Source organism: Chryseobacterium sp. c4a, assembly GCF_009900745.1.
In the GTDB taxonomy this organism is placed as follows: domain Bacteria; phylum Bacteroidota; class Bacteroidia; order Flavobacteriales; family Weeksellaceae; genus Chryseobacterium.
Genome location: NZ_WXVU01000017.1, coordinates 100,029 through 124,767, shown reverse-complemented (window position 1 = coordinate 124,767; position 24,739 = coordinate 100,029). Strand labels below are relative to the sequence as shown.

General features: G+C 33.1%; 21 protein-coding genes, 1 tRNA gene and 1 pseudogene. 4 read left to right on the top strand and 19 right to left on the bottom strand.

From position 1 onward, the window contains the following. The 14 genes and pseudogenes from GTR01_RS19610 to GTR01_RS19550 all read right to left on the bottom strand — a co-directional run. On the bottom strand, positions 1-188 hold a 188-nt coding region (locus tag GTR01_RS19610), incomplete at its 3' end, for a transposase (RefSeq protein ID WP_160138522.1). 60 nt (positions 189-248) lie between these two features. Further along, positions 249-374: pseudogene (locus GTR01_RS24680) on the bottom strand (DUF4280 domain-containing protein); the annotation flags it as partial. Between the two features lie 14 nt (positions 375-388). Next, the gene (locus GTR01_RS19605) at positions 389-772 is read right to left on the bottom strand and encodes a hypothetical protein (RefSeq protein WP_160139447.1); all 384 of its coding nucleotides are present in this window, start codon (positions 770-772) and stop codon (positions 389-391) included. Continuing rightward, positions 772-1,101 (bottom strand): DUF4280 domain-containing protein, encoded by a 330-nt coding sequence (locus GTR01_RS19600; protein WP_160139446.1) that lies wholly within the window; start codon positions 1,099-1,101, stop codon positions 772-774. The genes GTR01_RS19605 and GTR01_RS19600 overlap by 1 nt, the downstream gene beginning before the upstream one ends. A gap of 15 nt (positions 1,102-1,116) precedes the next feature. Continuing rightward, positions 1,117-1,599 (bottom strand): hypothetical protein, encoded by a 483-nt coding sequence (locus tag GTR01_RS19595; RefSeq protein ID WP_047494522.1) that lies wholly within the window; start codon positions 1,597-1,599, stop codon positions 1,117-1,119. A gap of 13 nt (positions 1,600-1,612) precedes the next feature. Then, positions 1,613-2,152, bottom strand: a complete 540-nt coding sequence (locus tag GTR01_RS19590) for a hypothetical protein (protein ID WP_160139445.1) — start codon at positions 2,150-2,152, stop codon at positions 1,613-1,615. A 5-nt stretch (positions 2,153-2,157) separates the two neighbouring features. Further along, positions 2,158-3,297 carry a hypothetical protein gene (locus tag GTR01_RS19585; protein WP_160139444.1) on the bottom strand — a complete coding sequence of 380 codons (1,140 nt, stop codon included), beginning with the start codon at positions 3,295-3,297 and terminating at the stop codon, positions 2,158-2,160. A gap of 10 nt (positions 3,298-3,307) precedes the next feature. Further along, positions 3,308-5,497 carry a type VI secretion system Vgr family protein gene (locus tag GTR01_RS19580; protein WP_160139443.1) on the bottom strand — a complete coding sequence of 730 codons (2,190 nt, stop codon included), beginning with the start codon at positions 5,495-5,497 and terminating at the stop codon, positions 3,308-3,310. Between the two features lie 395 nt (positions 5,498-5,892). Continuing rightward, positions 5,893-6,507 (bottom strand): hypothetical protein, encoded by a 615-nt coding sequence (locus tag GTR01_RS19575; protein ID WP_160139442.1) that lies wholly within the window; start codon positions 6,505-6,507, stop codon positions 5,893-5,895. Between the two features lie 2 nt (positions 6,508-6,509). Then, positions 6,510-7,280 carry a hypothetical protein gene (locus GTR01_RS19570; RefSeq protein ID WP_160139441.1) on the bottom strand — a complete coding sequence of 257 codons (771 nt, stop codon included), beginning with the start codon at positions 7,278-7,280 and terminating at the stop codon, positions 6,510-6,512. Positions 7,281-7,865: 585 nt separating this feature from the next. After that, positions 7,866-9,014 (bottom strand): site-specific integrase, encoded by a 1,149-nt coding sequence (locus GTR01_RS19565; RefSeq protein ID WP_160139440.1) that lies wholly within the window; start codon positions 9,012-9,014, stop codon positions 7,866-7,868. 659 nt (positions 9,015-9,673) lie between these two features. Beyond that, a tRNA-Phe gene (locus GTR01_RS19560) sits at positions 9,674-9,746 on the bottom strand. Positions 9,747-9,855: 109 nt separating this feature from the next. Further along, complete coding sequence (locus GTR01_RS19555) at positions 9,856-11,697, bottom strand: lysophospholipid acyltransferase family protein (RefSeq protein WP_160139439.1); 1,842 nt, start codon at positions 11,695-11,697, stop codon at positions 9,856-9,858. A 22-nt stretch (positions 11,698-11,719) separates the two neighbouring features. Then, entirely contained in the window at positions 11,720-12,958 is a 1,239-nt protein-coding gene (locus GTR01_RS19550) for an aspartate kinase (protein WP_160139438.1), read from the bottom strand. Positions 12,959-13,556: 598 nt separating this feature from the next. Here GTR01_RS19550 and fbp point away from each other — a divergent pair. Both fbp and GTR01_RS19540 read left to right on the top strand, forming a co-directional pair. Next, the gene (fbp, locus tag GTR01_RS19545; protein ID WP_045499772.1) at positions 13,557-14,573 is read left to right on the top strand and encodes a class 1 fructose-bisphosphatase; all 1,017 of its coding nucleotides are present in this window, start codon (positions 13,557-13,559) and stop codon (positions 14,571-14,573) included. After that, complete coding sequence (locus GTR01_RS19540; RefSeq protein ID WP_160139437.1) at positions 14,574-15,578, top strand: o-succinylbenzoate synthase; 1,005 nt, start codon at positions 14,574-14,576, stop codon at positions 15,576-15,578. Between the two features lie 8 nt (positions 15,579-15,586). Here the strand turns inward: GTR01_RS19540 and GTR01_RS19535 are convergent, their stop codons facing one another. The 4 genes from GTR01_RS19535 to GTR01_RS19520 all read right to left on the bottom strand — a co-directional run bounded on the left by GTR01_RS19535 (position 15,587) and on the right by GTR01_RS19520 (position 17,950). Next, on the bottom strand, positions 15,587-15,739 hold the full coding sequence (locus GTR01_RS19535; RefSeq protein ID WP_160139436.1) for a hypothetical protein: 153 nt from the start codon (positions 15,737-15,739) through the stop codon (positions 15,587-15,589). 118 nt (positions 15,740-15,857) lie between these two features. Then, positions 15,858-16,025, bottom strand: coding sequence for a bacteriocin-like protein (locus GTR01_RS19530; RefSeq protein WP_160139435.1), 168 nt, complete (start codon positions 16,023-16,025; stop codon positions 15,858-15,860). A 145-nt stretch (positions 16,026-16,170) separates the two neighbouring features. Next, complete coding sequence (locus GTR01_RS19525) at positions 16,171-16,338, bottom strand: bacteriocin-like protein (RefSeq protein WP_160139434.1); 168 nt, start codon at positions 16,336-16,338, stop codon at positions 16,171-16,173. A 481-nt stretch (positions 16,339-16,819) separates the two neighbouring features. Beyond that, complete coding sequence (locus GTR01_RS19520; protein WP_160139433.1) at positions 16,820-17,950, bottom strand: alpha/beta hydrolase; 1,131 nt, start codon at positions 17,948-17,950, stop codon at positions 16,820-16,822. Between the two features lie 108 nt (positions 17,951-18,058). Here GTR01_RS19520 and GTR01_RS19515 point away from each other — a divergent pair, with 108 nt between their 5' ends. Both GTR01_RS19515 and GTR01_RS19510 read left to right on the top strand, forming a co-directional pair. Further along, on the top strand, positions 18,059-20,878 hold the full coding sequence (locus GTR01_RS19515) for a hypothetical protein (protein ID WP_160139432.1): 2,820 nt from the start codon (positions 18,059-18,061) through the stop codon (positions 20,876-20,878). A 68-nt stretch (positions 20,879-20,946) separates the two neighbouring features. Further along, positions 20,947-22,620 carry a glutamine--tRNA ligase/YqeY domain fusion protein gene (locus GTR01_RS19510; RefSeq protein WP_160139431.1) on the top strand — a complete coding sequence of 558 codons (1,674 nt, stop codon included), beginning with the start codon at positions 20,947-20,949 and terminating at the stop codon, positions 22,618-22,620. A 134-nt stretch (positions 22,621-22,754) separates the two neighbouring features. Here GTR01_RS19510 and GTR01_RS19505 read toward each other — a convergent pair whose 3' ends face one another. Further along, entirely contained in the window at positions 22,755-24,695 is a 1,941-nt protein-coding gene (locus GTR01_RS19505) for an oleate hydratase (RefSeq protein WP_160139430.1), read from the bottom strand. Positions 24,696-24,739 lie beyond the last annotated feature (44 nt).

Genomic DNA, 24,739 nt, shown 5'->3' with positions numbered 1-24,739 from the left:
TTCTCTTCCTGTAACGCTTTAAGTTCCTTAAGATGTTGTGCATCCATTCCTCCGTATTTCTGCTTCCACTGGTAGAAAGTAGCTGCTGAAATTCCATGCTCACGACAAATATCTTTTGTCGCTTTCCCAGATTCATATTCTTTCAGAATATTGATAATCTGATGTTCTGAAAATTTGCTCTTTTTCATAATGTTTAACAAACTAAATTTAATAATTTTAATTTGTCTGAAAAACAGGGAAGTTTACCCAGGAATACATGGTAAATATCCGCCTGAAGTAGGTTTTAATTTACATTGCCTAAAAGATTTGACATTTACATTCGCCTGCTTATCCTGTTCAGTAGCAATATATTTTCCTTCGGCTGTAGAGAAGTTGTTTTAATCTAAATTCAATTTAGTGAAACAAAACCATCCTTTTCCAAAAGCTGAAACTGTTTTATATCAACTATAAAAGGGAAAAAGTGCTTCTTAATGGGTTCAATTACCTCATTTTCGGTATTTGTAAAATAAAATGAGAACCCAATAATATGTACAGATTCACCTTGGTTCATTATGGATTCTTCTTGTCGATAAAAAGATATAGGGTAGAGAACAGTTATGGGTGATTCAGAAAATACCCAATAACTGTCTATGCCATTATAATAAATTATTCTATCCGCTCCTAGGATGCAATAAATCCCACAAGATTCATCTTTCCACATAAATTCATCATTTTCACGTCTTTGTTGTGAAATAGGAGGTTTGAATGTTATATTGAAATGTTTGTAAATCATTATTCTTCCACAAAATTTTGAGCAGAGTTTACAACCGATATTTTACCGCCAATGGAACACTGGCATGTAGAGTTATCTAATAGCTCTTTTTTACCTTCAATTTCAAAATCAGAAGTATTGTCCCATTTAACAGGTGAAGGCGTGCAGGAAGATCTTAAAATGCTACACATTCCAAAAGGTTTAATGTTAGTGTTAGGTTGCTTATCTTCTTCTGTAGCCTGTAGCTTTCCATCAATACTCATAAAAGATTGGCTTGTTACTGTGATTGGAGTTGGTGTACTTCCTTTATCGCACTTTAGCGGGGTTGTATTTGTGACATTCTTAGCCATAATTAAAGCTATAGATTAATACTTACTTTTTAAATATTCTTGTTCATCACTAAAGAGATTTTTATACCAGTTTTCACTTTCTAATCTTACCTTATTTACTAATTTGTGATCTACAAGTGTGGTTCCGTCATATACTCCTTCCATTTCACTGTACTTTATTATATAAATATTATAAAGTTTATTTTGAACTTTTAATGTCATAAGATATACATCCTCATCGAAAGTGTTGAAAAACCATGTGAATATATATGACCTTGTTTTAATTTCATCTAAAGTGATCTTATGTAATTGATTCAAAATGTCATTTGGAATATCAGAGTAATTCTGTTTTAAAAAGCCAGACAGTTGCTCTTTTACCCATCTTAGTTCTTCATGATTAAATACCATTGGTGAAGGATTTATGAGCCTAATTCCATCAATATCTTTATATCCACTACTTATTTTTTCTGCTATATCATAATATCCACGTGCAGTACTAATATAATATGGTTCTTCCATAACTTTTAATTAACTATGAAAAGAAAATAACAATTGTTAAAGTAATTATAACCACTGCAATTACACCAATAGAGGTATAATTGACAAGTTTTTTATTCTCTAAAAAATTATCTGGTAATAAATTGATAAAGAGTATTTGCAGAAACAATACGATAAGGGTCATTATTCCACAAAATTGAGATGATAACTCTTCTTCAGCAGGGTCATATCCATTACTATCCCATTCTTTTATGGGTATAAATTTTATAATATTTTCTAAATAATCTTTGTTTTTATCTGCATATAAAAAAAGGAGAAGATATAAGAAGAAAAATATGAATATAGAAGCTACTAGTCCTAATATGGTTAGTTTTTTATAATAAGTGAATATTTTAAAAATAAAATAGAGCAAAACAAAATAAACTAAAATAGAAAATGGACTTGCAAGCGCAGAACTATCCACATTCGTAAGATAAAAGAACCCTATAAAAAAAAGAATAAAAGTAGAAATACTTGACATACATAGAGCCCAGATAATATTATTTTTGTTTGCAAAAATTTTCAATTTTTCCATTTTGATTATTTTTTTATATAAGTTTTCATATCATTGGGAACGCCAACTGGTGTAGTTCCTCCTTTTACAGGGTAACGTGCACCATCAAAATCAAATCTCCCTCCATCAATTAAAATTCTTTTTTTATCAATTTTTTGTAATGTATCGTATCTTTTAACATCCTCAGGTTTACGATTCTTTTTATTTAATAAATATTTATAACGCTCATTTACTCTTGCTGGCTTTTTACCATCACCTGCTTCATAATACTCCATAAAGTCTAATTCGTCAGGAGTATTTAGTGTATCTTCATAATCTGACCTTGAACAATATGCATGTACCATAGCACCTGTATTATTTGCAAGTTTTTGAGCCAAACTCTTTTCTCCTAATAGTGGTAATGTTATTGTTTTATAAACAGCATGAGACATAGGAATCATTGTTGTTGGACTACTTTGCCCAGAGTATTCTTCACCGTCATAAACTTGTTTTTTAATATTGTTTTCTTTTTCAATTTCTAAATTGCCTAATCCTGTTTTGCATGAAAAACTATACAGTTTTGCTGAATTGGAAAAAGCGTTTTTATGTAGCTTGGAAGCAACTTTTTCATCCCAATCAAGCTTTTCATCACCACTACTCCTATTAGTTAATCCCATAGCTAGTTTACCAACAAATCCATGGCAATATATAAAAACTCTTTCTACTAAACATTTCTCCCGAAGTTTCTTATCATCAGTTGCCTTATCTTTATTTTTAGTGTTAATATAATTTATAGCTTCTTGGTAACTAGCTATTTTGACAAAATTACATTCAGGAGCTAATTTTTGAAAAGCTTCTTTTGTTTTTGTTATTTGAGATTCAGTATATCCGTAAGTATACATTAGGATTGTCCAATTAAAATTAAATTCCTGATTTAACTTTACTCTTCTGAGCCCCTGAAGAACAAACATGAATTTTCCGTTTGCTCCAGCATCGTTTTTCCAGTAATTTCTAGCGTTTTTAAGGAGCCCACTACCGTGTTGGTACTTCTGTGGAGCAATTACTATTATGTATTCTTTTCCAATATCATTATTCAGTACCTTATTTTCAAATTTTTTCTCAGTCCCCTTTATTGTTACTTTTTTTATCGAAAATACTGACGTTGCTTTCTTTAATTGTTTTCCCATAAAAGAAGTTTTAACTATGTTTTACAATTTTCTTTAATAGTGCCTTCCCATCTTTATCAACTGCACCTGAGAAGGTATTCATGATTTTGTCTCCTTTTTCATCAGTTTCTTCAACATCAATACTGACTTCTTCTCCCTCTTTGGTGTTTCTAGTAATAACCTCGATGCTGGCTTCTTCTTCCTTATACAATTTTTTTATTGCTTGTTCACCAGTATCATTCAACCAAAATACATCTACAATTGCAGGTTCTTTATCATAATCAAATACTCCTTGCTCAGGAAGTTTATTCATTTGTGGAGCTTTGTATTCAATCTTATCTTTAGCGGTCAATAATGAGTTGGCTCCATAAACATGCATTCTATCTTTTGCTCCAAATTCAGTTTGTCCATCAGTATAACCAATGAATTTTTCTTTACCATAAAGATCTAGGTGTGCTTTTGCAGATATTTCAGTATTAGTTCCAGCATTGATAATGGTTTTCTTACCGCTGTCTTGGCTAATCTCTTGTTTAGCAATAATCTTTATATTCTGCCCAACATTGGTATCCATATTCTTTCCTGCTTTGGTCTCGATGTTTTCTTCAATATCAAACTTCAAGTTCTTAGACTTTATAGTAATGGTTTCAGGAGCTGTAATATTGATATTACTTCCTTCTGTATCAAATCTGAGCTCATTACCGCTTTTATCTGTTAGTAAAATACTTTCATCCTCTGTAAACACTAATCTATGTCCACTTCGGGTCTGTAAAGATTTTACACGGTTGTCCATACCACCGCCTAAGCCTATACCACCATGAAACATTCCACCCATTGCAAAAGGGAAATCTGGATTGTGATATTCAAAACCAACCATTACCTGATCTCCGATTTCAGGGACTGCGACAAATCCTCTGTTTTGGCTTATTACATCTGTTCCACCTGCATCAGGGCTCATCATTCTGATAAGATGGGTTGTATCATTTAATTGCCAATCAAATCTTACCTGTATTCTTCCTTGGTTTAGAGGATCAACATTGGATATTACCGTTGCAACTTGTGGTTCAGCTTTTGGTATTACAAAATCAGGTTTAGGCATAAAGCCAGTTCCTTCAGCAATAGCTTCAAAATCTCCTGTATAATATCCTCTTGCATCCACCTCATGATTTACTTCGGTTATCATCAATGTAGTGAAGTGTGATGTTTGGTTACTATCTGGTTTTCTCATGGCTAGATCTGCTATACAGCCTGTATATAGAAATGGCACAGTTGTTTTTCCTGAAACTTTAAAAACATCTACTGCTTTACTCCCTCTTGCACTTCTTTGAGAGTCATCTATATCAAGGAACATATTAGGATTTACAGGCGCAGGAGTCAGTGAGCGGGTTTTAAATATATTGTTGTTAAGTTCATAAGTTTCAGATGATAGTTCACCAAGATGCTTGATCTGATTATCAACACCAATCATCTTTGAGTTATTGCTACTGTTATATCCAAAATATTCAGGCTTGATATGTACCGCATTTAACTCTATCTGTACATCATTGACATTACTGCCATCAATAAGCTTTATAGACTTTTCATGAGGTGGTAACTTTCCGAAGTGTAGTTTTTCTCCATCATAATAGAATTGTTCTCCATAAGCTTCTGCAATTCTGGCAAGGTAATTATAATGGGTTTCACAATATTGTGAACTGTAGTTGATATAACTATTGTTTTGCGTATCTATTCTAATATCAAAATCATTAGTACCCAATGCTTCTTTAATCACTCTATCAGCAATAATGGAAGTATTTACAGGCTGATTCCCTCCAAAGCTTTGAGTATGTGGGGCAGAATCCATCAGGACTGTAGGACTATTTCCTTTCAATACTATATTTCCCAAACTCATTTCTTCCTGACTAAATGCCACTTTCATAATAACACCCACAAATGTTCTTTCAGGACTTTCATTTTCAGGATCTTTATACCTAAAAGTTACCGTCAGTCGTTTTCCAAAAAATTGTTTAGCTTGTTCTAAGTTATGATTTTGTGCTTTACCTAAAGAATCGTGCGCTAAGGTAAGTTCAAAGTAATGATGGGTTTTAGCGCTTTGTTGTAATCGGAAGTGCTTAAAGTGGCTGATAGGTTTTCCATCAATCACAATGTCAAGCTTCACCACACGGTTAATGCCTGCGATATGATTCTCTGAAATTTTCTCAGCATTAGATCTATTTTTTTTCATAATGATTTGTGTGTTTTTATATCACTAAATGTAGATAAAAATAATGCCAAATCTGAAATTTTTTGACACTATTTCAAAAATTGTAGTAGAACTACGATTCGAGTCAAATAATTGTCTTTATTTTTACCTTTAAAACGGAAATTTATCACGGGTAAGAATATGGCATTTTTAAAAATTTTTACTTGTATTGCTCAATCTCTTACAGGTTAAAAGTTGCGATTTATCCTAGTATCAGTGCTTTTCCTTTTTAGAATTCATAGAACCCTTTCATGATGTCTTTACTTGCTTCTTCTTGTATTCTGACTTTTATTTTCACGTCTATTTTACTTGTTATTTCAGTAAAACATATCAGGCTTTTACTTGCTTTCGACTTGTTTTATTTTTCCTTCCAAACCTTATTTGTAATATTTGATTCTCTCAGCTTTCATAAATCCCTCCAAATTTCTGAAGGTGATCTTATCTAAGCTATTGGTATTACTCTGAATATACGCCTTGCTATCTTTACATTTTTTGGAAGTAAAATCAATAACATTTCCGTTATCATCTTTATATATCTCGGTTTTTTCCAATTTTTCAGCTTTTACATTTTGGTAAAGAGCATAATATTGTACTTGAATCGCGCACGTAGTATCAAGTAAAAAAAAATCAAGGCTTTTCTCAGCCCCAACCAAGATTCCTTCTTCATTGAAGTAATAATCATAAGATGTTTTGCTATCTCCAATATGCCCCCATAAATCATCAGATTTACTGATATAAACAATTTTATTATTTTTTCTAATAATTTTATAGAACAAATCCCATTGAAGCTCAAATTCTTCAAGCGGATTATCGGTTTTACTTTGCTTTATTCTACCGTCAGTCAGTTTAATGTATTGGGTAACTTTTGACGGCTGATTTTCTAAAATTCCTTTCACAAACAATTTAGTCTGTTTGAATTCGTTTTCGTAAGAGTTTTGGGAATAAAAAACTGAAAAAATGCATATATTGATAAGTACGATTAAGTTTTTCATGATTAATTAATTTGTATTGAATCTCCCTGCTGATTGGGAACGTTAGTTGCAGCTTCAGAATTCTGGTATACTTTATTTTTTCCTCTTATTTCAGATTGTGTTTCGTTTTCTTCAGAATCAGGTCTTTCAAATTTTTGATATTTATTTGGAGATTCTATTACACTATATTCATAAGGTTTTGTTTTCCGCTCATTTTTATAACTTCCAAACTTTCTGTCTTTTAAATTTTCATCCTCATATATAATCTTTGTAAAACCAAAGAAGCCGTAAGCGGTTATCAGATTTTGTTTATCACTTTCATCTTTATAGACTAATTTCCTTAGTAGAACAAGGTCTTCATTATATACCTTACTATTTTCATAACCATTCTCTGATAGAAATAAAGTTATAAAGCTCTGGGATTGCATTTCATTGAGCTTCTCACCAGCAAAAAAATCTTTTATATTTTTGAAAAGTTGAGGTTGATAAGTCATAATATCATCAACAATCTTATTTTTCATCTCTGTATTATTGGGCTTTAAGAAGAAAGCAGAAATACTAAACAGGATGATTATACCAATTATAATATAAAATGAATAACTTTCTCCTGATTGCGTTTTTTGAGTAATGTAAAGGTCACTTACAACAGCCTTTTTATTGATATCTTTATCCTCTGAATTACGGTTCTCATCAGGAAACATAATCGAAATATCCCGTAATATCTCTAAAGCAAGATCGCTGTTATAATCGTCTTTAAAAGTTTTTTTCCTTCGCTTATATTCTTCATCAAACATTCGTTTTTGTTCTGAATCTAAGGCATCGTATTTTATCCGAACCAGTAAAGAGAAATCACTCATAATTATATTTTTTAATTGAGGATTTCTGAAGAAGTAAGCTCACAAAGGATTTTATTTTGCTAATTCCATTTATTTCAGAATTAGTTTTATGAGAGGTAAACCAGAAGAATAATAGGTCTACAAATAAGAATGTTTTTTTCATAGTATAATTTTTTTTAAGTTCAATTATACGCTTCAACTCTCAATATTTTTTACGGAAACCCATAAGCATAAAAAAAGCTCGAAGCGTTAATCTTTACTCGTAATCGAGGGAGTCGAAGCCCTGTGGTACAAAGTAAAGCAACGCCCGAGCCTAAACCCGAGCATTTGCCAAACCTTTCCCGTACCACTTAAAATTTCGACTTTTCGATTACAGGAGTTAGTTCGCTAAATGCGGTATTTCTATTTTATTTTAATAATATTTTATTCTTATAATTTCATATTTTATGTTACAAAGATAGCTAAAATTTTAGGGTAACTACCTCTAAAAATAAAAAATCAATTTTATAAAGAGACAGTTACCCTAATTAAAATCCAAGATCACTAAAACTTAAATTTGTTCTTCATGGCTTCTTTCATCATGTCGGTATTAACATTAGCATAATTAGCCGTAATACTTATATCGGTATGTCCCATCATTTCTTTAACAATCGTTATCGGAACATTGTAATAATTTACCATCATCGTTCCGAAGGTATGTCTTGAAACATGGAAGGTCAGGTTTTTATTTAATTCAATAGCTTCCGCAAGGGTTTTTAATCTGGAATTATCATTCTGATTGGTTACGGTAGGGAATAGAAGTTCATCTTTGTCTTTTCCTTTGCCATATTGTTTAGCCATTAGAAAGGCTCTCGTATTCAAAGGTATTTTAACTTCATTACCCGTTTTAACTTGCTCTTTAATGATGATTTTTGTTTTAAAATCAATATCTTTCATTTTTAGCGTATTAACATCAGAATGTCTTAATCCTGTTAAGGAAGCAAATATGAATCTATCTTTAGTTAATTTCATCCCAGAATTAGGTTTCACTTTTATTTTAGTGAAACTTTCAAGCTCTTCTGGAGTAAGAAAAACTATACATTTGGATTTTTCTTTATATTCCTTGTTGATGTAGGGGTTATCAACCATCAATTTTTGTTTTATAGCCAAATTAATGATAGCATCCAGATTTTTATGATGATTAGCTATTCCATGTTTACCGTCGTTTTTCTTTTTCAAAAATGCTCCAAATTTTCCTATAAACATCAAATCTACTTCTGCAACATCAATCTGTTTTTTAAACTCCTTCAGGTATCTTCTTAAAAGGTTATACTTATAAATGGTAGCCTCTTTTAAATCTTCTGCTTTTATTTCGAGCATTTTATCAAATACCGTATAGAAACAATTAAGATTAACGCCATTGTAGTAATCTTTAATCATGTCGATAGTTAATGGCTGATTGTTATTAATCTTATTCAGACAAAATTTTTCTAACTTTAAAGTAATGTCTTTTAAAAATACATTCAATTCTCCGTAACCTTTACCGATACAAGTTTTTGTTTTGCTATCCCATTGCTCAGGAAATATCTTTTGTTTTGTTGGTAGTTTGATTACTTTAGAATTTAATCTAACCTGAACGTTAATCGGACACTTTCCGTCAACTCCTATTTTATCCTTTCTTAGGATAGGTAAAATTGAAAATGATTTTTTCATAATCTTATTTTTTAATTTTTAATCTCGCAGGAATTTTTCCTGCTTCCATTTACATTAACTCTCCTAAAAATTAAAAAAGGAGCGAAGATAGAGATTTGTTTCTAATAATCAAAATTAAATTATTGAAAATCAAATAGTTGGATATTTAGCAGGAAAATTAAAAAAAATACAATTTGGAGAATCCTTCAAAATTCCACGTCGATATATACCTCAAAATTGGAAATCCGAATTTCATGAGCTAAATAATATCAAAGTATTTTAGCAAAAGCCGATTTATACCTTAAAATTGAGAATTCAATATATTGTATTTAAAATCATGGAATTATAAAAATTCCCCCTTGGATCTTACAGGGGGAAATTTTTTTTTATATTGAACATTAATCAGAAAAAGAAGTTGGAGAATCATAATTATTGAAAATTCTGAAATGGTAATTCATGAGTTAGTATAATAATTTTCAGTTTTCAAGTTTTACCTTCATGTCATATTTGACTCAAAACTGGAAATTATATTCAAAATTTCCCCTTTGCTTTTGGAGGGGGTTGCTATAGGGGGAAAGGTTTGGAGAAAAGAATACTTCAGAATACTACAAACAATCAGTTACGGATAACAAAAAAGCCCCTATTTAAGGGGCTTTAACTACTTTTACATGTAATTGTTGTGGTTTCTCCAGGAATCGAACCAGGGACACATGGATTTTCAATCCATTGCTCTACCAACTGAGCTAAGAAACCATTATATTTTTGTTTGACTTACTTCGTTGTTTTAAAGTGATGCAAAAGTAGTAAGTTTTAGTATACAAAGCAAGTATTCATCGTACTTTTTTTGATTAAAACTAAAAACCTATTGATTATCAGTCGGATTATTTTCCTGTTCTTTTCTGATTTGCTCACTCATCTCTTCAAGTACTGGTTTAATCGTACTTTCAGGAAGATCACTGATTCTGATATACATCAATCCGTCAATCGCATCATTAAAGTTGGGGTCAACGTTGAAAGCAATTACTTTTGCATTTTGCTTGATGTATTTTTTAATCAGGACAGGAAGTCTCAATTCCGGTTCAAGATCGTCAATAATCTTATCCAGCTTGTTTAGATCAGACTCCATTTCCTCAAAGAAAAGACTTTTATCCCGGTCACGAAGTTTTACCTTGTACTCATTTCTCGGTGTGATATACTGAGCTACTGCAGAATCAAAATAATTAGAACGCATAAACTCAATCATCAAAGATTTGGAAAACTCAGAGAACTTGTTGGAAATACTTACTCCTCCCATCAGAAATTTATGATCAGGATTTCTCAAGCAAACATGCACAATGCCTCTCCATAAAAGGAAAAGTGGAAGTGGTTTCTGCTGATATTCCTGACAAATGTAAGCACGTCCCATTTCAATGACTTTTTTAAAGAAAGGATGAATGTCCTGCTCAAACTCAAATAAAGAACTTGTATAAAAGCCTTTGATACCATATTTCTTCATCACCTCTCTACCCAATGCCATTCTATAGGCTCCGGCTAGCTTTTTCTCTGCATTATCCCAAAGGAATAAATGGTGGTAATGCTTGTCATACTCATCAAGGTCAAATGGAAGATTACTTCCTTCTCCTACTGCACGGAATGTTAATTCTCTCTGTCTACCGATTTCCCTCATAATTGAAGGGATTTCTTCGTAAGTGGTAAAATAGATTTCGTAGTTTCCATTGCTGAATAACATCTTGTCTGTACCCCTAAGTTTGTCAACATCTTTCATAATGTCTTCAACAGGAGTTTCATCAATGATATTCTGAACAATATTTTCCTCCTTCAACAAAGGAAATTTAACAGACAGGTTCTGAAGGTTGATGCTTTGAGCAAGAGATTTTCTTTTTTCGTAGTAAGATTTCATCATATACACCTTACGCTTCAAAAATTCTCCCAATTCTTCAATAGTTTCCATCTCATCCATTGCTTTTACAGAGATAGGTTTCCCAATTCTGATTCTGATAGGTTTTTCTCTATCATTCATCATTTCTGCAGGAAGCATAAGAGTTTGTAAACTTGGATGAAGTTTAGCTACCTGATAAAAAAGTCGGCTGTTCTTTGCATGGAAATACATAGGAACAACAGGCACTTTAGCCATTCTAATAAGCTTGAGTGCCGTTTTTTCCCATTCTTTATCTAAAATTTCTCCATAAGGATTGTTCTTATTAGAAACTTCTCCCGCCGGAAAAATACCTACACAGCCTCCGTCTTGTAAATGCTTGAGGGTCTCTCGCATTCCGGAAGAGCTGCTATAAGCTTCTTTTCTGTTTTCAAAAGGATTTACAGCGATTACATACGGTTCCATAGGTTTGATCTTTTCCAAAAGGAAATTTCCCATTACCTTAAAATCCGGACGAACCTCTGATAAGATCTTGCACATCAAAATCCCGTCAATAGCACCCAGCGGGTGATTGGAAACCAGAACAAACGGCCCGGTCTTCGGAATTTTTGCCAAATCCTCTTCAAAAGCCACATAGCTTAAGTTTCTTTCTCTTACAAATGAGTCGAAAAAGTCCTTGCCTTCCTTATCTTTTAATTTGTCGTATAATTTATTTACTTCATTTATTTTAGCAATGCTCATCACAGCAGATGCTACTGGATTCTTTAGAAACCCAATTTTACTTAAGCCGGAAGCTTTGATCAGATCGTTTTTCGAAATTAAACTCATGTGTGTTTAGTCGCAATTAATATTATTGTGTTACCATTTGAAGGGTATTTTTGGAAATTTGTTCCAATAATACATTTTTTTCGTGGTAAAATCTATCAATGTGATCCATCTTCGCATTTCTTACTGTGAATAAAGATACATTTTTAATTGCTTCGGTTTTAAAAATTTTTTGAAGCTCTTCATTAAGCTCTTCAAGATGATTAAATTTATCCTCCAGACATAACGCCAATGAAATGGCAGAATTCTGCATCAGGGAAACCTTAATTTTATATTTAGACAAGAGTCCGAATATCAGGCTCATATGATCTTCCGCAATAAAAGAGAAGTCTCTTGTTGAGATTTTCAAAAGATCCTGATTTTCTTTTAGAATATAAGATTCCTCCTGCTGATTTTTGTCTGAAGCACCTATCTTAGTTCCTTCTTTGGTAGGATCTATAAAGGATTTTACATAAAAAGGAATGTTTTTTTGCTGTAATGGCTGCAACGTCTTCGGGTGAATCACGCTTGCTCCATAATAAGCCATTTCAATAGCCTCTTCATAAGAGATATTGGAAAGAAGAGAGACATCATCGAATTTTCTTGGATCTCCGGTCATTACTCCCGGTACATCCTTCCAGATCGTCATTGCTTCAGCATTTAAACAGTAAGCAAAAATAGCTCCTGAGTAGTCAGAACCTTCTCTTCCTAGTGTTACTGTAAAATTATTTTCGTCTGAACCAATGAATCCTTGTGTTACATAGCAGATCTCAGGATTTAAATTGGAAATAAACTCTTCGGTTTTTGTCCAGTCTACAACCCCTTCTCTATAAGAGTTATCTGTTTTTACATAATCTCTCGCATCCAGCCATTGATTGGTGAATTGGATCTCATTCAGGTACTCACTTACGATTTTGGTAGAAATCATTTCCCCACAGCTTACCACCTGATCATACACAAAGTTGTAATTAGGAGATTTATTTCTTCTTAAAAAAGAATCAATATCGTCAAAAAAGAGATTGATTTCAGCAAAAACCGCATGATTTTCAGGAAAAAGACCCTCCGCAATCTCAATGTGTTTTCGTTTTATCTTTTCAATCTCAGTTTGATAGTTAGCCTTCTTGAAATAAAGTTCTACAACTTTTTCCAATTCATTTGTTGTCTTGCCCATCGCTGAAATTACCAGCAAACATTTGGCAAATCCTTGGCTTTGTAGAACCATGGACACATTTTTTACACTGTCGGCATCTTTCACAGACGCGCCACCAAACTTGAAAATTTTCATTAAATTGTTAAAAATAAATTTGTTAGATAAAAATTACATGAGTTTTTTACGGACGACAAAATTATAAATTTACAGCGAGATATGAAATAGGCTGCTCATGTGATGGAATTAAGATTTTATTAAAATCGCCCTGAAAATGAGATTTAATAAAGGTTGAATGCAGGTATAGAGCGAATTAAGAAGAATTAAGAATCTTATTTATTCCATACATTTATTTGATATTTCTTTTTCAAACATCGGAACGGAAGGTTTTAATCTCAAATATGAGAGTTTCAATACAAATGGGCTTTAGCCCATTTAAATAAAAAATAAAAATTCAATTGGCTTTAGCCAAAACCTAAGAATAAGATCAATAATAGGAGGTACTTTTTTCCATTTTTCTATTTGAATCTTTCAAGATCTTACATAAAAATAAATAATCTGAATTTTTCATTGGTTTGGGATAACGAAATGGAGGGAACGCACTAAGCTGATATTTAATATTATGTTTTGTTGTGATTGTATCGTCTTGATATACAGGTTGTAATCTCTTTTGTAATTAAATTTTCTTAATGCAATAAATTTTCCGAAATTTGGGGGAAAAGTAAAAAGAAAAAATATGTCAAATCAGCCATTACAGACTTTAGGAGAATTTCTTATCGATAAACAGGACGATTTTCAGTATTCAACAGGTGAATTTTCTCGTCTTCTAAGTGCAATAAGATTGGCTTCGAAAGTGGTTAATAGAGAAGTAAATAAAGCCGGAATTGTAGATATTACAGGAGCTGCAGGAAATCAAAACGTTCAAGGTGAAGAACAGCAGAAATTGGATGTCATTGCTAATGAAATTTTTATTACGGCTTTGTCTCAAAGAGAGGTTGTTTGTGGTATTGCTTCTGAGGAAAATGATGATTTCATTGATATTAAATGTGGTGAAAACGGCCATTTAAGTAAATATGTAGTATTGATTGATCCGTTGGATGGATCTTCAAACATTGATGTGAATGTTTCTGTAGGAACCATTTTCTCTATTTACAGAAGAGTTACAGAGCCTGGAACTCCGGTACAACTTGAAGACTTCTTACAAAAAGGAGTGAATCAGATTGCAGCAGGATACGTCATCTATGGTTCTTCTACGATGATCGTTTATACAACAGGAAATGGAGTGAACGGATTTACATTGGATCCTTCTTTAGGAACATATTACCTTTCTCATCCAAACATGACTTTCCCTAAAACAGGAAAGATTTATTCTATCAACGAAGGAAACTATATCAAATTCCCTCAGGGAGTAAAGAATTATCTTAAATATTGTCAGATGGAAGAAGGAGATCGTCCTTACACTTCCAGATATATTGGTTCTTTGGTAGCAGATTTCCATAGAAATATGCTGAAAGGCGGAATTTATATTTATCCGTCTTATTCCCAGGCACCTAATGGTAAATTAAGATTGCTATATGAATGTAATCCAATGGCATTCCTTGCAGAACAGGCAGGTGGGAAAGCTACAGACGGATTCAGAAGAATTCTGGAAGTAGAGCCTACAGAACTTCACCAGAGAATTCCGTTTTTCTGTGGAAGTATTGATATGGTGGAAAAAGCTGAAGAATTTATGCGTATTGACAGCGTAAAATAAATGGAAGCATCATATTTTAAATATTTATTAGAATTCAAACGCCCGAGTGGAACATCTCGTGGCGTTTTGCTTGATAAGGAGACCTTTATTCTTGAAGTTTCAGACAATGGAAAGAAAGGAATAGGAGAGTGTGCCATCTTCAGAGGACTGAGTTTTGACGACAGACCCGATTATGAAGATAAGCTGAAATGGCTATGTGAAAACATTAATCAAAATCCGGACTTTTTAAAAGAAGAGCTAAAAGAATTTCCATCCCTATGGTTTGGATATGAGCAGGCTATTCGGAATTTACAGTTTGGGTCGAATATTTATTTTCCAAGTGAGTTCACGGAAGGAAAATCGGCCATTACCATCAATGGGTTGATCTGGATGGGAGATGTAGGATATATGGAAGAGCAAATCCAGGATAAATTGGAAAAAGGATTTCATTGTATCAAGTTGAAAATTGGGGTCGACTGGAAATCAGAGCATATTATTCTTCAAAAATTGAGAGAGAAATTCTCCAAAGAACAACTGGAACTTCGTGTAGATGCCAATGGTGGATTTACAAAAGAAGAGGCTATCATTGTTTTGCAGCAGTTGGCAGATTTGCATATTCATTCTATTGAACAGCCTATCAAAGCAGGAAACTGGAAGGATATGGCCGAATTGTGTGCTCACACACCTACACCTATTGCCTTGGATGAAGAATTGATCGGAATTACAGATCCAAAAGAGAAGAGAAAGCTTTTAGAAGCGATAAAACCACAGTATATCATTTTGAAACCGGCTTTGGTTGGAGGTTTTGCGGGTTCTGATGAGTGGATTTCTCTTTCTGATGAGCTCAATATTGGCTGGTGGATTACCTCTGCATTGGAAAGCAATATAGGTTTGAATGCTATTGCTCAGTATACTTTCACCAAAAAAAGCCCAATGCCGCAAGGTTTAGGCACTGGAGCTTTATTTACAAATAATTTTGAATCCAGTTTAGATCTCAGAAATGAGTTGCTATGGTTCAAAATATAAAAGATGAATTAACAAGTCGGGTTACCCGAATGTTCCCAATCCCATTCTTTGCAACATCTGGCTCTAGAATCCCAGATGTTGCACCCTATGGGTACTACAGGAATATTTCCTCCATTGATCGTTTTTAATATCTTTTTTTCTAGTTTTCTTAGATTTTTCATGGTTTCTATTTTTAATGTTTGGTTAATTAGATGGTCATCTTTTGAACTATTTAATAAAGCCTAATACATGATGTGTCAGCATTGAAGCTTTTTTCAAAATAGGATAGAATGAAATTAACTAACAGAATGGAGGTGGTGCATCCGGGCAATTGGGATTGTGACAATACTCTGCTTCCCATGCTATACAACATCTGTTTCTTCCATCCCATTCCATACAGCCCATAGGAATATAGCCTCCTTTAATTGTCTTTAAAGTTACTCTTTCTAGTTTTCTTAGATTTTTCATAATCGGATACTTTTAGAATTAGATTTGATTTTGAATGTAATTAAAAGTCCAATGCCACAAAGTTTAGACATTGGATCTTTATACATCGTAATTTTGAATTCAAGGCATCATCTAAAATGAGTTGCTATGATTCAAAATGTAAAGTCTAGCAAAACGGAGGGGGTGAGTTTGGACATGTAGCCTCGCCACAATAGCCGTCTGCCCATGCTCTGCAGCAGCCTGCTGTAGGATTCCAACTGTTACAACCTAGTGGAGGTCTTCCTCCTTTAATTTTCTTTAATTCTCCTTTGTTTAATTTTCTTAGATTTTTCATTGTAAATATTTTAATTTGTTTGATGAGTAAATATCCAAAATCATTTTATATTATACAACATGTGGTGAATTATTTTATTGATTTTTAACAGAATAATAGAAATTTTATATCAATATCGTAAAAATGAAAGTTGGGGTATATTATTCATTAATGACAATTTATAAATGATAAATCATGAAGAAAAATCCCTGCAAGGATATGTAGGAATTATAAGGTGAGATCGGAGGTGCTTAAAGGATAAAGTAATTGTAGGGTCGAATAATCTGTTGTTTATGGGTTGTTGTTTTCAATTAAATCACATCTTTTACGAAGATGGCTTTCTTTATATAAGTTAAGATATATGAAAACCTTTTTTTAATCTTTTTCATGATAAAAAAATTGTAATTCTCTACTATTTGAATTGGCAATCATCATGCCATTTGTTAGGACTGTGGTGACTTTAACATAGGGGGTGATTTTATAGTGTTTTTTTAATTAATCATTAAGAAATAATTGTGAAAATATTTTCGTTATTCTTAGTTCTATTGCTGATAAGATTTCTATCTACTCCATATAAATTCTGAAAAATATCATTTTGTACCTGTGAACTGGAAAGATATCCCCAGTGGTTTCCAACTTCAAATTTGATGCTGTTCAGCAGATCGTCTTTTACGAAAGTACAATCGATGATAGAAACAATATCTTTATAAGGACTTATATCACTTGGCCCATTTTTACCCAATCGTGGAGTAAGAATATTTTTAGTAAACTGTGAGACTCCGAGAATCAGATCCTGTCTGTTCAGATAAATAGAAATCCGGTTGGCAAGCAGGGGTAATTTATTAAATGAATCTTCAGAATCTTCAAATACTTTATAAGAAACATCGGCATTCAGAAGAATGACTTGATCAATTACTCTAAGAATATTTTCCCTTTTTAAACTGTATAACATACTTTGAAGAACTCTGTTTCCCATAGAATGGGCCATAATATGAATTCTCTGGTTGCATGGGATCAGATCACGGTTTGAAAAAATATCCTTTAAAAACTGAGTGTAAAAATAGAAGAGTCTCAGCAATGATGTTCCGGAGTTGATGCTGGATGCCTTGTCATCAAAATAACTCAAAGGAATAATACTGCCAGAAGCTGGCCAGCTCACAAATAGAATATGTTCAACAGGAGAAGCAGGATTGTCAATGAATATTTTTTTTAGATCAAGAATTGCCTTTAATTCATCATCAAAATCATACAGATAACCATGGATGAATATCAGTACATCACTTCTGTCCTTAGTGGCAGACATATTTTTGTACAGCTCGTAGAAGAGCTTTTGGGTTCCGCCAAGATTATTGGCTGTAAGTGGAGATTCTTTGATTCCTTTTTCTTTCAATAAAACTTCCAGAACCTCTTCATAACCCTGCTTTTCAGGTTCAGAAAACAGTTTGTAATTCAGGATGTTTCTATTGGTATACTCTTTTTTCTTTTTGGCCGCAGCAGTTGGTTCCTTATAATTATCAAAATCACATTTGGCAATCCTGAAATTAGGAATTGAATATTCGTCGTTGGAAAATGAATCTACTTTTTCCCCCTTATGACGGACGATTTTCCGATTGCTTAAGATGTAAACGGCCATGATTAGTTTTTTATAAAGTTAATAAAAATAATGAATCAAAATACCCCTTTCGGGTGATTTGTTAAAACTTCTGGTTTAGTTAATTTTAATACTACTAAAACTAATACCATGAAAACTGTAATCTATTATTTAGAAAAGCTTTATAATACTATTAAAGCGAATGGAATTTATATCTTTTTGTCTGTTTTCTTTGTCTTTCTACTATTCGTAGTTTCAGATGTTAGTGATGATTTTATTTATGCACTGAGTGATAAAGAAAATGTTTCTAATGTTTTTTTTATTGCTTTAGCATTTACTCTGCTTGCACTTTCTTTATGGGTAATTCCTGCATCTTTTCTAAAAGTATTTTTAGGTCGTAATATTTCCAATGAAGAAGTGTTGTTTTATTATCAAGGCTTTGAAGATATTTATAATGGGAAAAAAAATGAAAAAAGAAATCAGATTCCTGTAAAGTATATTGCTATTTTACCGTGGGTTACCTATACTGTTACTTTAGGAGTATGTTTAATAAAATCGATTTTTGCTATAGAATCTGTGTGGGTTATTTTCTTATGTCTGTTATTTATTTCATTCTATATTTTAAATTTTTTAAACAAAAAGTTTAATGTATTCTATAATTTTTTTACTAAAAATAAAACTCGCAAAAGGTTACTTGATAGTTTTATATTAGTATTCTTTATAGTAGCAGTGCTTCCCCTTGTTATTTTTTTGATTTCTTTCCGGGTTCCATATCTTGAACCAAGCAGTAGCCTAGGTTATAATATATTTTTGATTTTACTGATTATCTATAATGTTATTTGTATTTTGGCTACCTTTTTATTTTTGCTTTATAAAGAGAAAGAACCTGGTAATGTGGAATCAAAATATAATTTCAGTAAAATACTTCATCGTTCAACAATTTTTATTAGCATTTCACTTCTATTAATTTTTTCCATATTCAGTTTAAATTCAAAGCTGATATGGATCTCCCCAACTGTCATATTGATCATTATTTCAACAGTGTTTATACTTGGTTTTGAATTATTGTATACAATACCTAGAATAATTATTATCATTGAGCATTATAAAACGGGTAAACTTGAGGGGAAATACGATAAACAACGATATATTTTTTATGGAGTAATAATTTTGGTTGGGATCATACTTGCTATTCAACCGGATAAAACAATCTATATGTTGGAAAATAAAAATACTTCCCGTGAAAAATTGATTACTACTTGTAATGATGGAAGGGATAAACTGGAAGACTATTTTTTTAAATGGTTGAATAATAATCATCAGTATAATGATCTTGAAAATACTGAACCTATTGATGTTTATCTTATTTCGGGAGAAGGAGGAGGCTCTACTGCGGGAAGTTGGTTATTATCCAATCTATTAAATGTAGAAGCTGCCAATCCTCAATTTTATAATAACCTTTTTAGTATTTCCACAGTATCCGGATCATCCAATGGGGCAAACTTTTATTTTGCTATAAAAACCAATAATATTTTACCTTTAAATGGCGATAAGGAATTTATGGATGATCGGTATAAGTTTGTTAGTGAGCTTTATACAACTAACTATTTTAGCAGTAATTTTTTAGGGCTTATGTTTTCTGATTATTTTATAAACCCTATTGCAGCATCAATAAGGAATAAGAATATTGACAGGAATTATATTTTACAACAAGAAGAAAAGAATGCAATGGTGGCGGCAAGTTATACTGTAAATTCAAAGTATTTAAAATCCGTTGAAGATTATTTTGATCAAAATTATCTTGATCTTTGGTATGGTGACAAAGCTGGAGCTCAAAAGCAGTTAAACCCATTGTTTTTCATCAATACTACCCTGATGGAAAAAGGGGAAAAAGCTATATTTTCCCCTGTACGGCCTGATGATTTAGAGTTACGTGCAAGAGATATTGTTAAAGAATTTGCAAGCAAAGATGAGAATAAAGGATATTATATTCCAATTTCTGCTGCGGTTGCTCAAAGTCAGGCATTTCCAATGTTAAGTACCTATAATGAAGTTCCTGGAACAGGTCATCTTGGAGATGGTGGTTTTTATGAGAATACAGGAACATCTACTACGCTGGCGATATATAAAAGGCTAAAAAAATATTATAAGGAACATTTGTTAGTAAATGAAAACCCTAAAAGAAAGATCCGGTTTACACTTGTTAATTTTATTTCAGCACCTAGTTCAAAAAAAGATGATGGTTCATTTGATTTTTTAAAAAATTCTATGTTGCGTTATACCATTGCTCAGACTTATAAGACACCTATTAACGGACATGCTAAAGATGCTTTAGGTGCTCTAGATAGCGAAGTAAAAAGCAATAATCTCCAATATAAAAAAGATAATAGAGATGAGGAGACTGATAAATTTTTGAATATTGTTAATTCAGAAGAATTTGCCACTACAAGATTAATCAGTAAGAAGACGATTAATAAAATGTTTGTATATAGGAAGGACAATGAGAAGGAGGGGGCTGGGGCTATTATTGAGGCATTGAAAAAAGCTGATTCTGCTAGAAATACAAAAATTTCAAAAGTGAATAATGGGGCAAGTGTTTCTATGGTCTACATTCACTACTCTAATAATGCTAATAAGACAAATCCAAAACTAATCAAAAATCTTGAAAACTATATTAGTAATGAAGTTATTATTGCCAATTCTAAAGACTCGCAGAAAAGATATATGTTTCGTGTTCAGGGAGTACAAAATATACCTTCTTTTGATATCAACCAAATAAGATATTTCCATAAAGGAGATGAAGATATAGCGAACATGCTTTGTGAAGAATTCCGTAAAAAAGGTATTATTTTGGAGACTAGATATTTTAATTACAATAATTTTAAATATGCTGTTCTTGAAGGGAAGCTTGAAATATGGGTTGATCAAGTACCTAAGCCTAAACCTGATAAAAAAGACGTAAAAAAATAGAGTTTTCTGAACCCCAAATTTTCCGTAACTTTGTACCACTTTTTTTGCTATAAACAAAAGCTAATTTAATGGAAGAAGAAAAAAAATCACTCAATTTTATTGAGCAAATTATTGAAGATGATCTGGCAAACGGTTTGAACAAGGATCAAATCCGTTTCCGTTTTCCGCCTGAACCTAATGGTTACCTGCACGTAGGGCATACAAAAGCCATCTGCATCAACTTTGGGCTGGGTGAAAAATACAACGCTCCCGTAAACCTTCGTTTCGACGATACGAACCCTGAAAAAGAAGAACAGGAATTCGTAGATTCTATCATGAAAGACGTTGAATGGTTAGGTTTCAAATGGGATAAAGTTTTGTACGCATCCGATTACTTCCAGCAGCTTTACGATTGGGCCGTACAATTAATTAAAGAAGGAAAAGCTTACGTAGATGAGCAGCCTTCTGAAGTGATTACCGAGCAAAGAAAAAATCCTGCAGAACCGGGAATTGAATCTCCATACAGAAATCGTCCTGTTGAAGAGTCTTTAGATTTATTCGAAAGAATGAAAAACGGAGAATTCGAAAGCGGTTCAATGTCTCTTCGTGCAAAAATTGACATGGTTTCACCCAACATGAATATGCGTGACCCTGTGATGTACAGAATTTTGAATAAGCCTCACCACAGAACGGGTACAGCTTGGAAAATCTATCCAATGTACGATTGGGCTCATGGTGAATCCGACTATATAGAACAGATTTCACACTCGCTTTGTTCTTTGGAGTTTGAAAATCACAGACCTTTGTACAACTGGTATTTAGATCAGGTTTACGAAGAGGGAAAGGTGAAAAACAAGCAAAGAGAATTTGCAAGAATGAACGTTTCCTATATGATTACTTCTAAAAGAAAGCTACAGAGACTAGTTGCTGAAGGAGTAGTAACAGGATGGGATGACCCAAGAATGCCTACCATTTCAGGAATGAGAAGAAAAGGTTTCACCCCAACGGCTATCAGAAACTTTATTGATAAAGTAGGGGTTGCGAAAAGAGAAAACCTGATCGAGATCCAATTGCTTGATTTCTGTGTACGTGAAGATCTGAATAAGGTGGCTAAACGTGTAATGACGGTTGTAGACCCTGTAAAACTAGTGATCGAAAACTATCCTGAAGACAAAGAAGAATGGGTAGAAACAGAAAACAATCCAGAACAGGAGAATGCAGGAACCAGAGAAATTCCTTTCTCTAGAGAACTGTATATCGAACGTGAAGATTTCAAAGAAGAAGCAAACAATAAATTCTTCAGGCTGAAATTAGGTGGAGAAGTTCGTTTGAAATCAGCATACATCATCAAAGCTGAAAGAGTAGAGAAGGATGAAAATGGAGAAATCACAACGATCTATGCTACTTACGATGAAAAAAGTAAATCCGGAAGTGGAACAGAAGAGAGTTTAAGAAAAGTAAAAGGAACACTTCACTGGGTATCTGCTAAACATGCGATCCCTGTTGAGGTAAGAATTTACAACCAATTGTTTACGGTAGAACAGCCGGATGCTGAAAAAGATGTAGACTTCTTAAACTTCATCAATCCTGAATCTGTAACGACAGTTCAAGGTTTTGCTGAACCAAGTTTGAAGGATGTTGCTGTAGGTGAACCACTTCAGTTCCAAAGAATTGGATACTTTACAAAGGATCAGGATTCTACAGATGATGCATTGGTATTCAACCGTACCGTAACTTTAAAAGACTCTTATAAACCTGAATAATTTTCGGGAATAATTAATAAACAAAATCAGGACTTAGAAATAAGTCCTGATTTTTTATTTTTTACCATAAATACATAAAATAATTGGTGTATTCGTGGCGATAAAAATCTTTGTTATCCGGTATTCAAAATTTTCTAACCTTTCACTCTTTTAATCCACTCCTGGAATTTACCAACCTGTTCCATAAAGAAAGACTCATGTTCCTCTTTTTCTTCAGGACGGTCAACCAATATATGTTCAAAATAAGTATTTTTCAGGATCTTTCTTAAAATTCCTTCTCCCAGGAACGGTTTATAGTCGTTTAATGCCTGAGTAGCTTTTAATAAGTGTCGAATGTCATACTGTAAAGGATTAATATCCGGAACCTGTTTGTTGAGGTTGAGAAGATTATATACCGCTATTCTGGCTGTTCTTACAGAACTTTCCATCGTAAATACCACATCATTATTGGTTTCTACAAACTGTCCTACTAATCCTAAATTGGTACACCCTTCAGGCACTACTCTCGGACGGTCTCCTTTTGCTCTTGGCATGAACATAGAAGTAATGTAAGGCATAAATGCAGTACGAACAATCGTGTTTTCAACCACGTTATCAAGCTGATCTGCTATTCCTAGATGATGGCATAATTCGGCAAGAATTTCATTTCCTGTACATTCAGGCATCGTTTTTTTGATGTAATTACCTTCTTTATCCATCAGTAGAGCATATACCCATACTACGAGAACATCATCCGGCTGGGTAGGGTAGTGAGGTTGTCTGTTGCAGGTAAAACTCATCACCCAATTAGAATCAGTAATGGTGATAATACCTCCTGTAGCAGTTTTCCCGGAATAAGGATCATTTACACATAATTCTTTTAATTTTTCAGTAAATGCAGACGGACGACATGTTAATGTTGCAGATTCCCATGAAGACTTTTCAATATGACTACAGAATTTTTCAGGTTTCCCGAAGACTTCAGATTTAGCAGCAAGATTTTTCCATAATTTCCATCCCGCGCTTTGCCCGGCACTGCTGTTGTCTATTGTTACTTCGGGCACAGTTGTATTATTTCCATAGAAAGTACTTTCTGTCATAGATCCTGTGGTCACAATCACATAATCGTCTTTACCGATTGGTATTCTTACTTCCTCTCCATTTTGTTCCGTAATGATCCCTTCTACCGTTTTTCCTTCCGTATTGATATGAACATCAAGATCTTTTACCAACGTGTCAAACTGAATTTGTACTCCTTTTTCTACCAGGAAGTTTTTTAATGGAGTAACAAAGGTATCATACTGGTTATATTTAGGGAATACCAGGCATGAGAAGTCTTTCATTCCGTCAATAGCGTGAAGGAATCTGTGCATATACAGTTTCAGTTCCAACAAGCTGTGCCAGTTTTCAAAGGCAAACATAGAGCGCCAGAAGAACCAGAAATTACTCTTCAGGAATGATTCAGCAAAATAATCTTCAATACTAAGATCATCAAGCTCTTCTTTTTTCTTTAATAAAAGCTTAACAATGGCCAATTGGTCTTTTTTCTCTAATCCGAATTTACTGAAATCCTGAATTTGTCCCTGATTGTGAATTAATCTTGCTTTTGAATAATTGGGATCATTATCATTAATCAGGCGGTATTCATCCAATACACTGTAAGGTGCAGGCAGTTCCAGAGCAGGAATATCCTGAAATATATCCCAAAGATTTTCATACGTCATATCCATCTCACGTCCACCACGGATGATATAACCGTCTTTTGCATTTCCGGCTCCATCTAATGAACCTCCTTCAATAGCAAGTTGATCTAGGAAAATAATATTTTTGCCGGGAACATGCCCGTCACGGATGAAATAATATGCTGCAGACATTCCTGCAATTCCACTTCCGACAATATAGATTTTACTGTTTTCATAGGATTGTAAAGGAATCCCTTTATTTCTTTGATAGTTTCCGATCTGGTCTGAAAAAGACATTGTCTTTTCAGGAGTATTAATCTGAACTTCCTTGCTTGAATCCGGTTCGTGGTTTACTTTTCCAAATTGGTCAGAGGCATTTAAAACTTTGTCGAATTTTGAATTGATCGTACTCATTTTATTTTGTTTTTTTGAACATTATAAAGGTACCTCTAATCAAA

Excerpts from the sequence above, each read along its gene's own strand:
- GTR01_RS19605 (WP_160139447.1), bottom strand. The coding sequence starts at position 772 with ATGATTTACAAACATTTCAATATAACATTCAAACCTCCTATTTCACAA.
- GTR01_RS19600 (WP_160139446.1), bottom strand. The coding sequence starts at position 1,101 with ATGGCTAAGAATGTCACAAATACAACCCCGCTAAAGTGCGATAAAGGA.
- GTR01_RS19595 (WP_047494522.1), bottom strand. The coding sequence starts at position 1,599 with ATGGAAGAACCATATTATATTAGTACTGCACGTGGATATTATGATATA.
- GTR01_RS19590 (WP_160139445.1), bottom strand. The coding sequence starts at position 2,152 with ATGGAAAAATTGAAAATTTTTGCAAACAAAAATAATATTATCTGGGCT.
- GTR01_RS19585 (WP_160139444.1), bottom strand. The coding sequence starts at position 3,297 with ATGGGAAAACAATTAAAGAAAGCAACGTCAGTATTTTCGATAAAAAAA.
- GTR01_RS19580 (WP_160139443.1), bottom strand. The coding sequence starts at position 5,497 with ATGAAAAAAAATAGATCTAATGCTGAGAAAATTTCAGAGAATCATATC.
- GTR01_RS19575 (WP_160139442.1), bottom strand. The coding sequence starts at position 6,507 with ATGAAAAACTTAATCGTACTTATCAATATATGCATTTTTTCAGTTTTT.
- GTR01_RS19570 (WP_160139441.1), bottom strand. The coding sequence starts at position 7,280 with ATGTTTGATGAAGAATATAAGCGAAGGAAAAAAACTTTTAAAGACGAT.
- GTR01_RS19565 (WP_160139440.1), bottom strand. The coding sequence starts at position 9,014 with ATGAAAAAATCATTTTCAATTTTACCTATCCTAAGAAAGGATAAAATA.
- GTR01_RS19555 (WP_160139439.1), bottom strand. The coding sequence starts at position 11,697 with ATGAGTTTAATTTCGAAAAACGATCTGATCAAAGCTTCCGGCTTAAGT.
- GTR01_RS19550 (WP_160139438.1), bottom strand. The coding sequence starts at position 12,958 with ATGAAAATTTTCAAGTTTGGTGGCGCGTCTGTGAAAGATGCCGACAGT.
- fbp (WP_045499772.1), top strand. The coding sequence starts at position 13,557 with ATGTCAAATCAGCCATTACAGACTTTAGGAGAATTTCTTATCGATAAA.
- GTR01_RS19540 (WP_160139437.1), top strand. The coding sequence starts at position 14,574 with ATGGAAGCATCATATTTTAAATATTTATTAGAATTCAAACGCCCGAGT.
- GTR01_RS19535 (WP_160139436.1), bottom strand. The coding sequence starts at position 15,739 with ATGAAAAATCTAAGAAAACTAGAAAAAAAGATATTAAAAACGATCAAT.
- GTR01_RS19530 (WP_160139435.1), bottom strand. The coding sequence starts at position 16,025 with ATGAAAAATCTAAGAAAACTAGAAAGAGTAACTTTAAAGACAATTAAA.
- GTR01_RS19525 (WP_160139434.1), bottom strand. The coding sequence starts at position 16,338 with ATGAAAAATCTAAGAAAATTAAACAAAGGAGAATTAAAGAAAATTAAA.
- GTR01_RS19520 (WP_160139433.1), bottom strand. The coding sequence starts at position 17,950 with ATGGCCGTTTACATCTTAAGCAATCGGAAAATCGTCCGTCATAAGGGG.
- GTR01_RS19515 (WP_160139432.1), top strand. The coding sequence starts at position 18,059 with ATGAAAACTGTAATCTATTATTTAGAAAAGCTTTATAATACTATTAAA.
- GTR01_RS19510 (WP_160139431.1), top strand. The coding sequence starts at position 20,947 with ATGGAAGAAGAAAAAAAATCACTCAATTTTATTGAGCAAATTATTGAA.
- GTR01_RS19505 (WP_160139430.1), bottom strand. The coding sequence starts at position 24,695 with ATGAGTACGATCAATTCAAAATTCGACAAAGTTTTAAATGCCTCTGAC.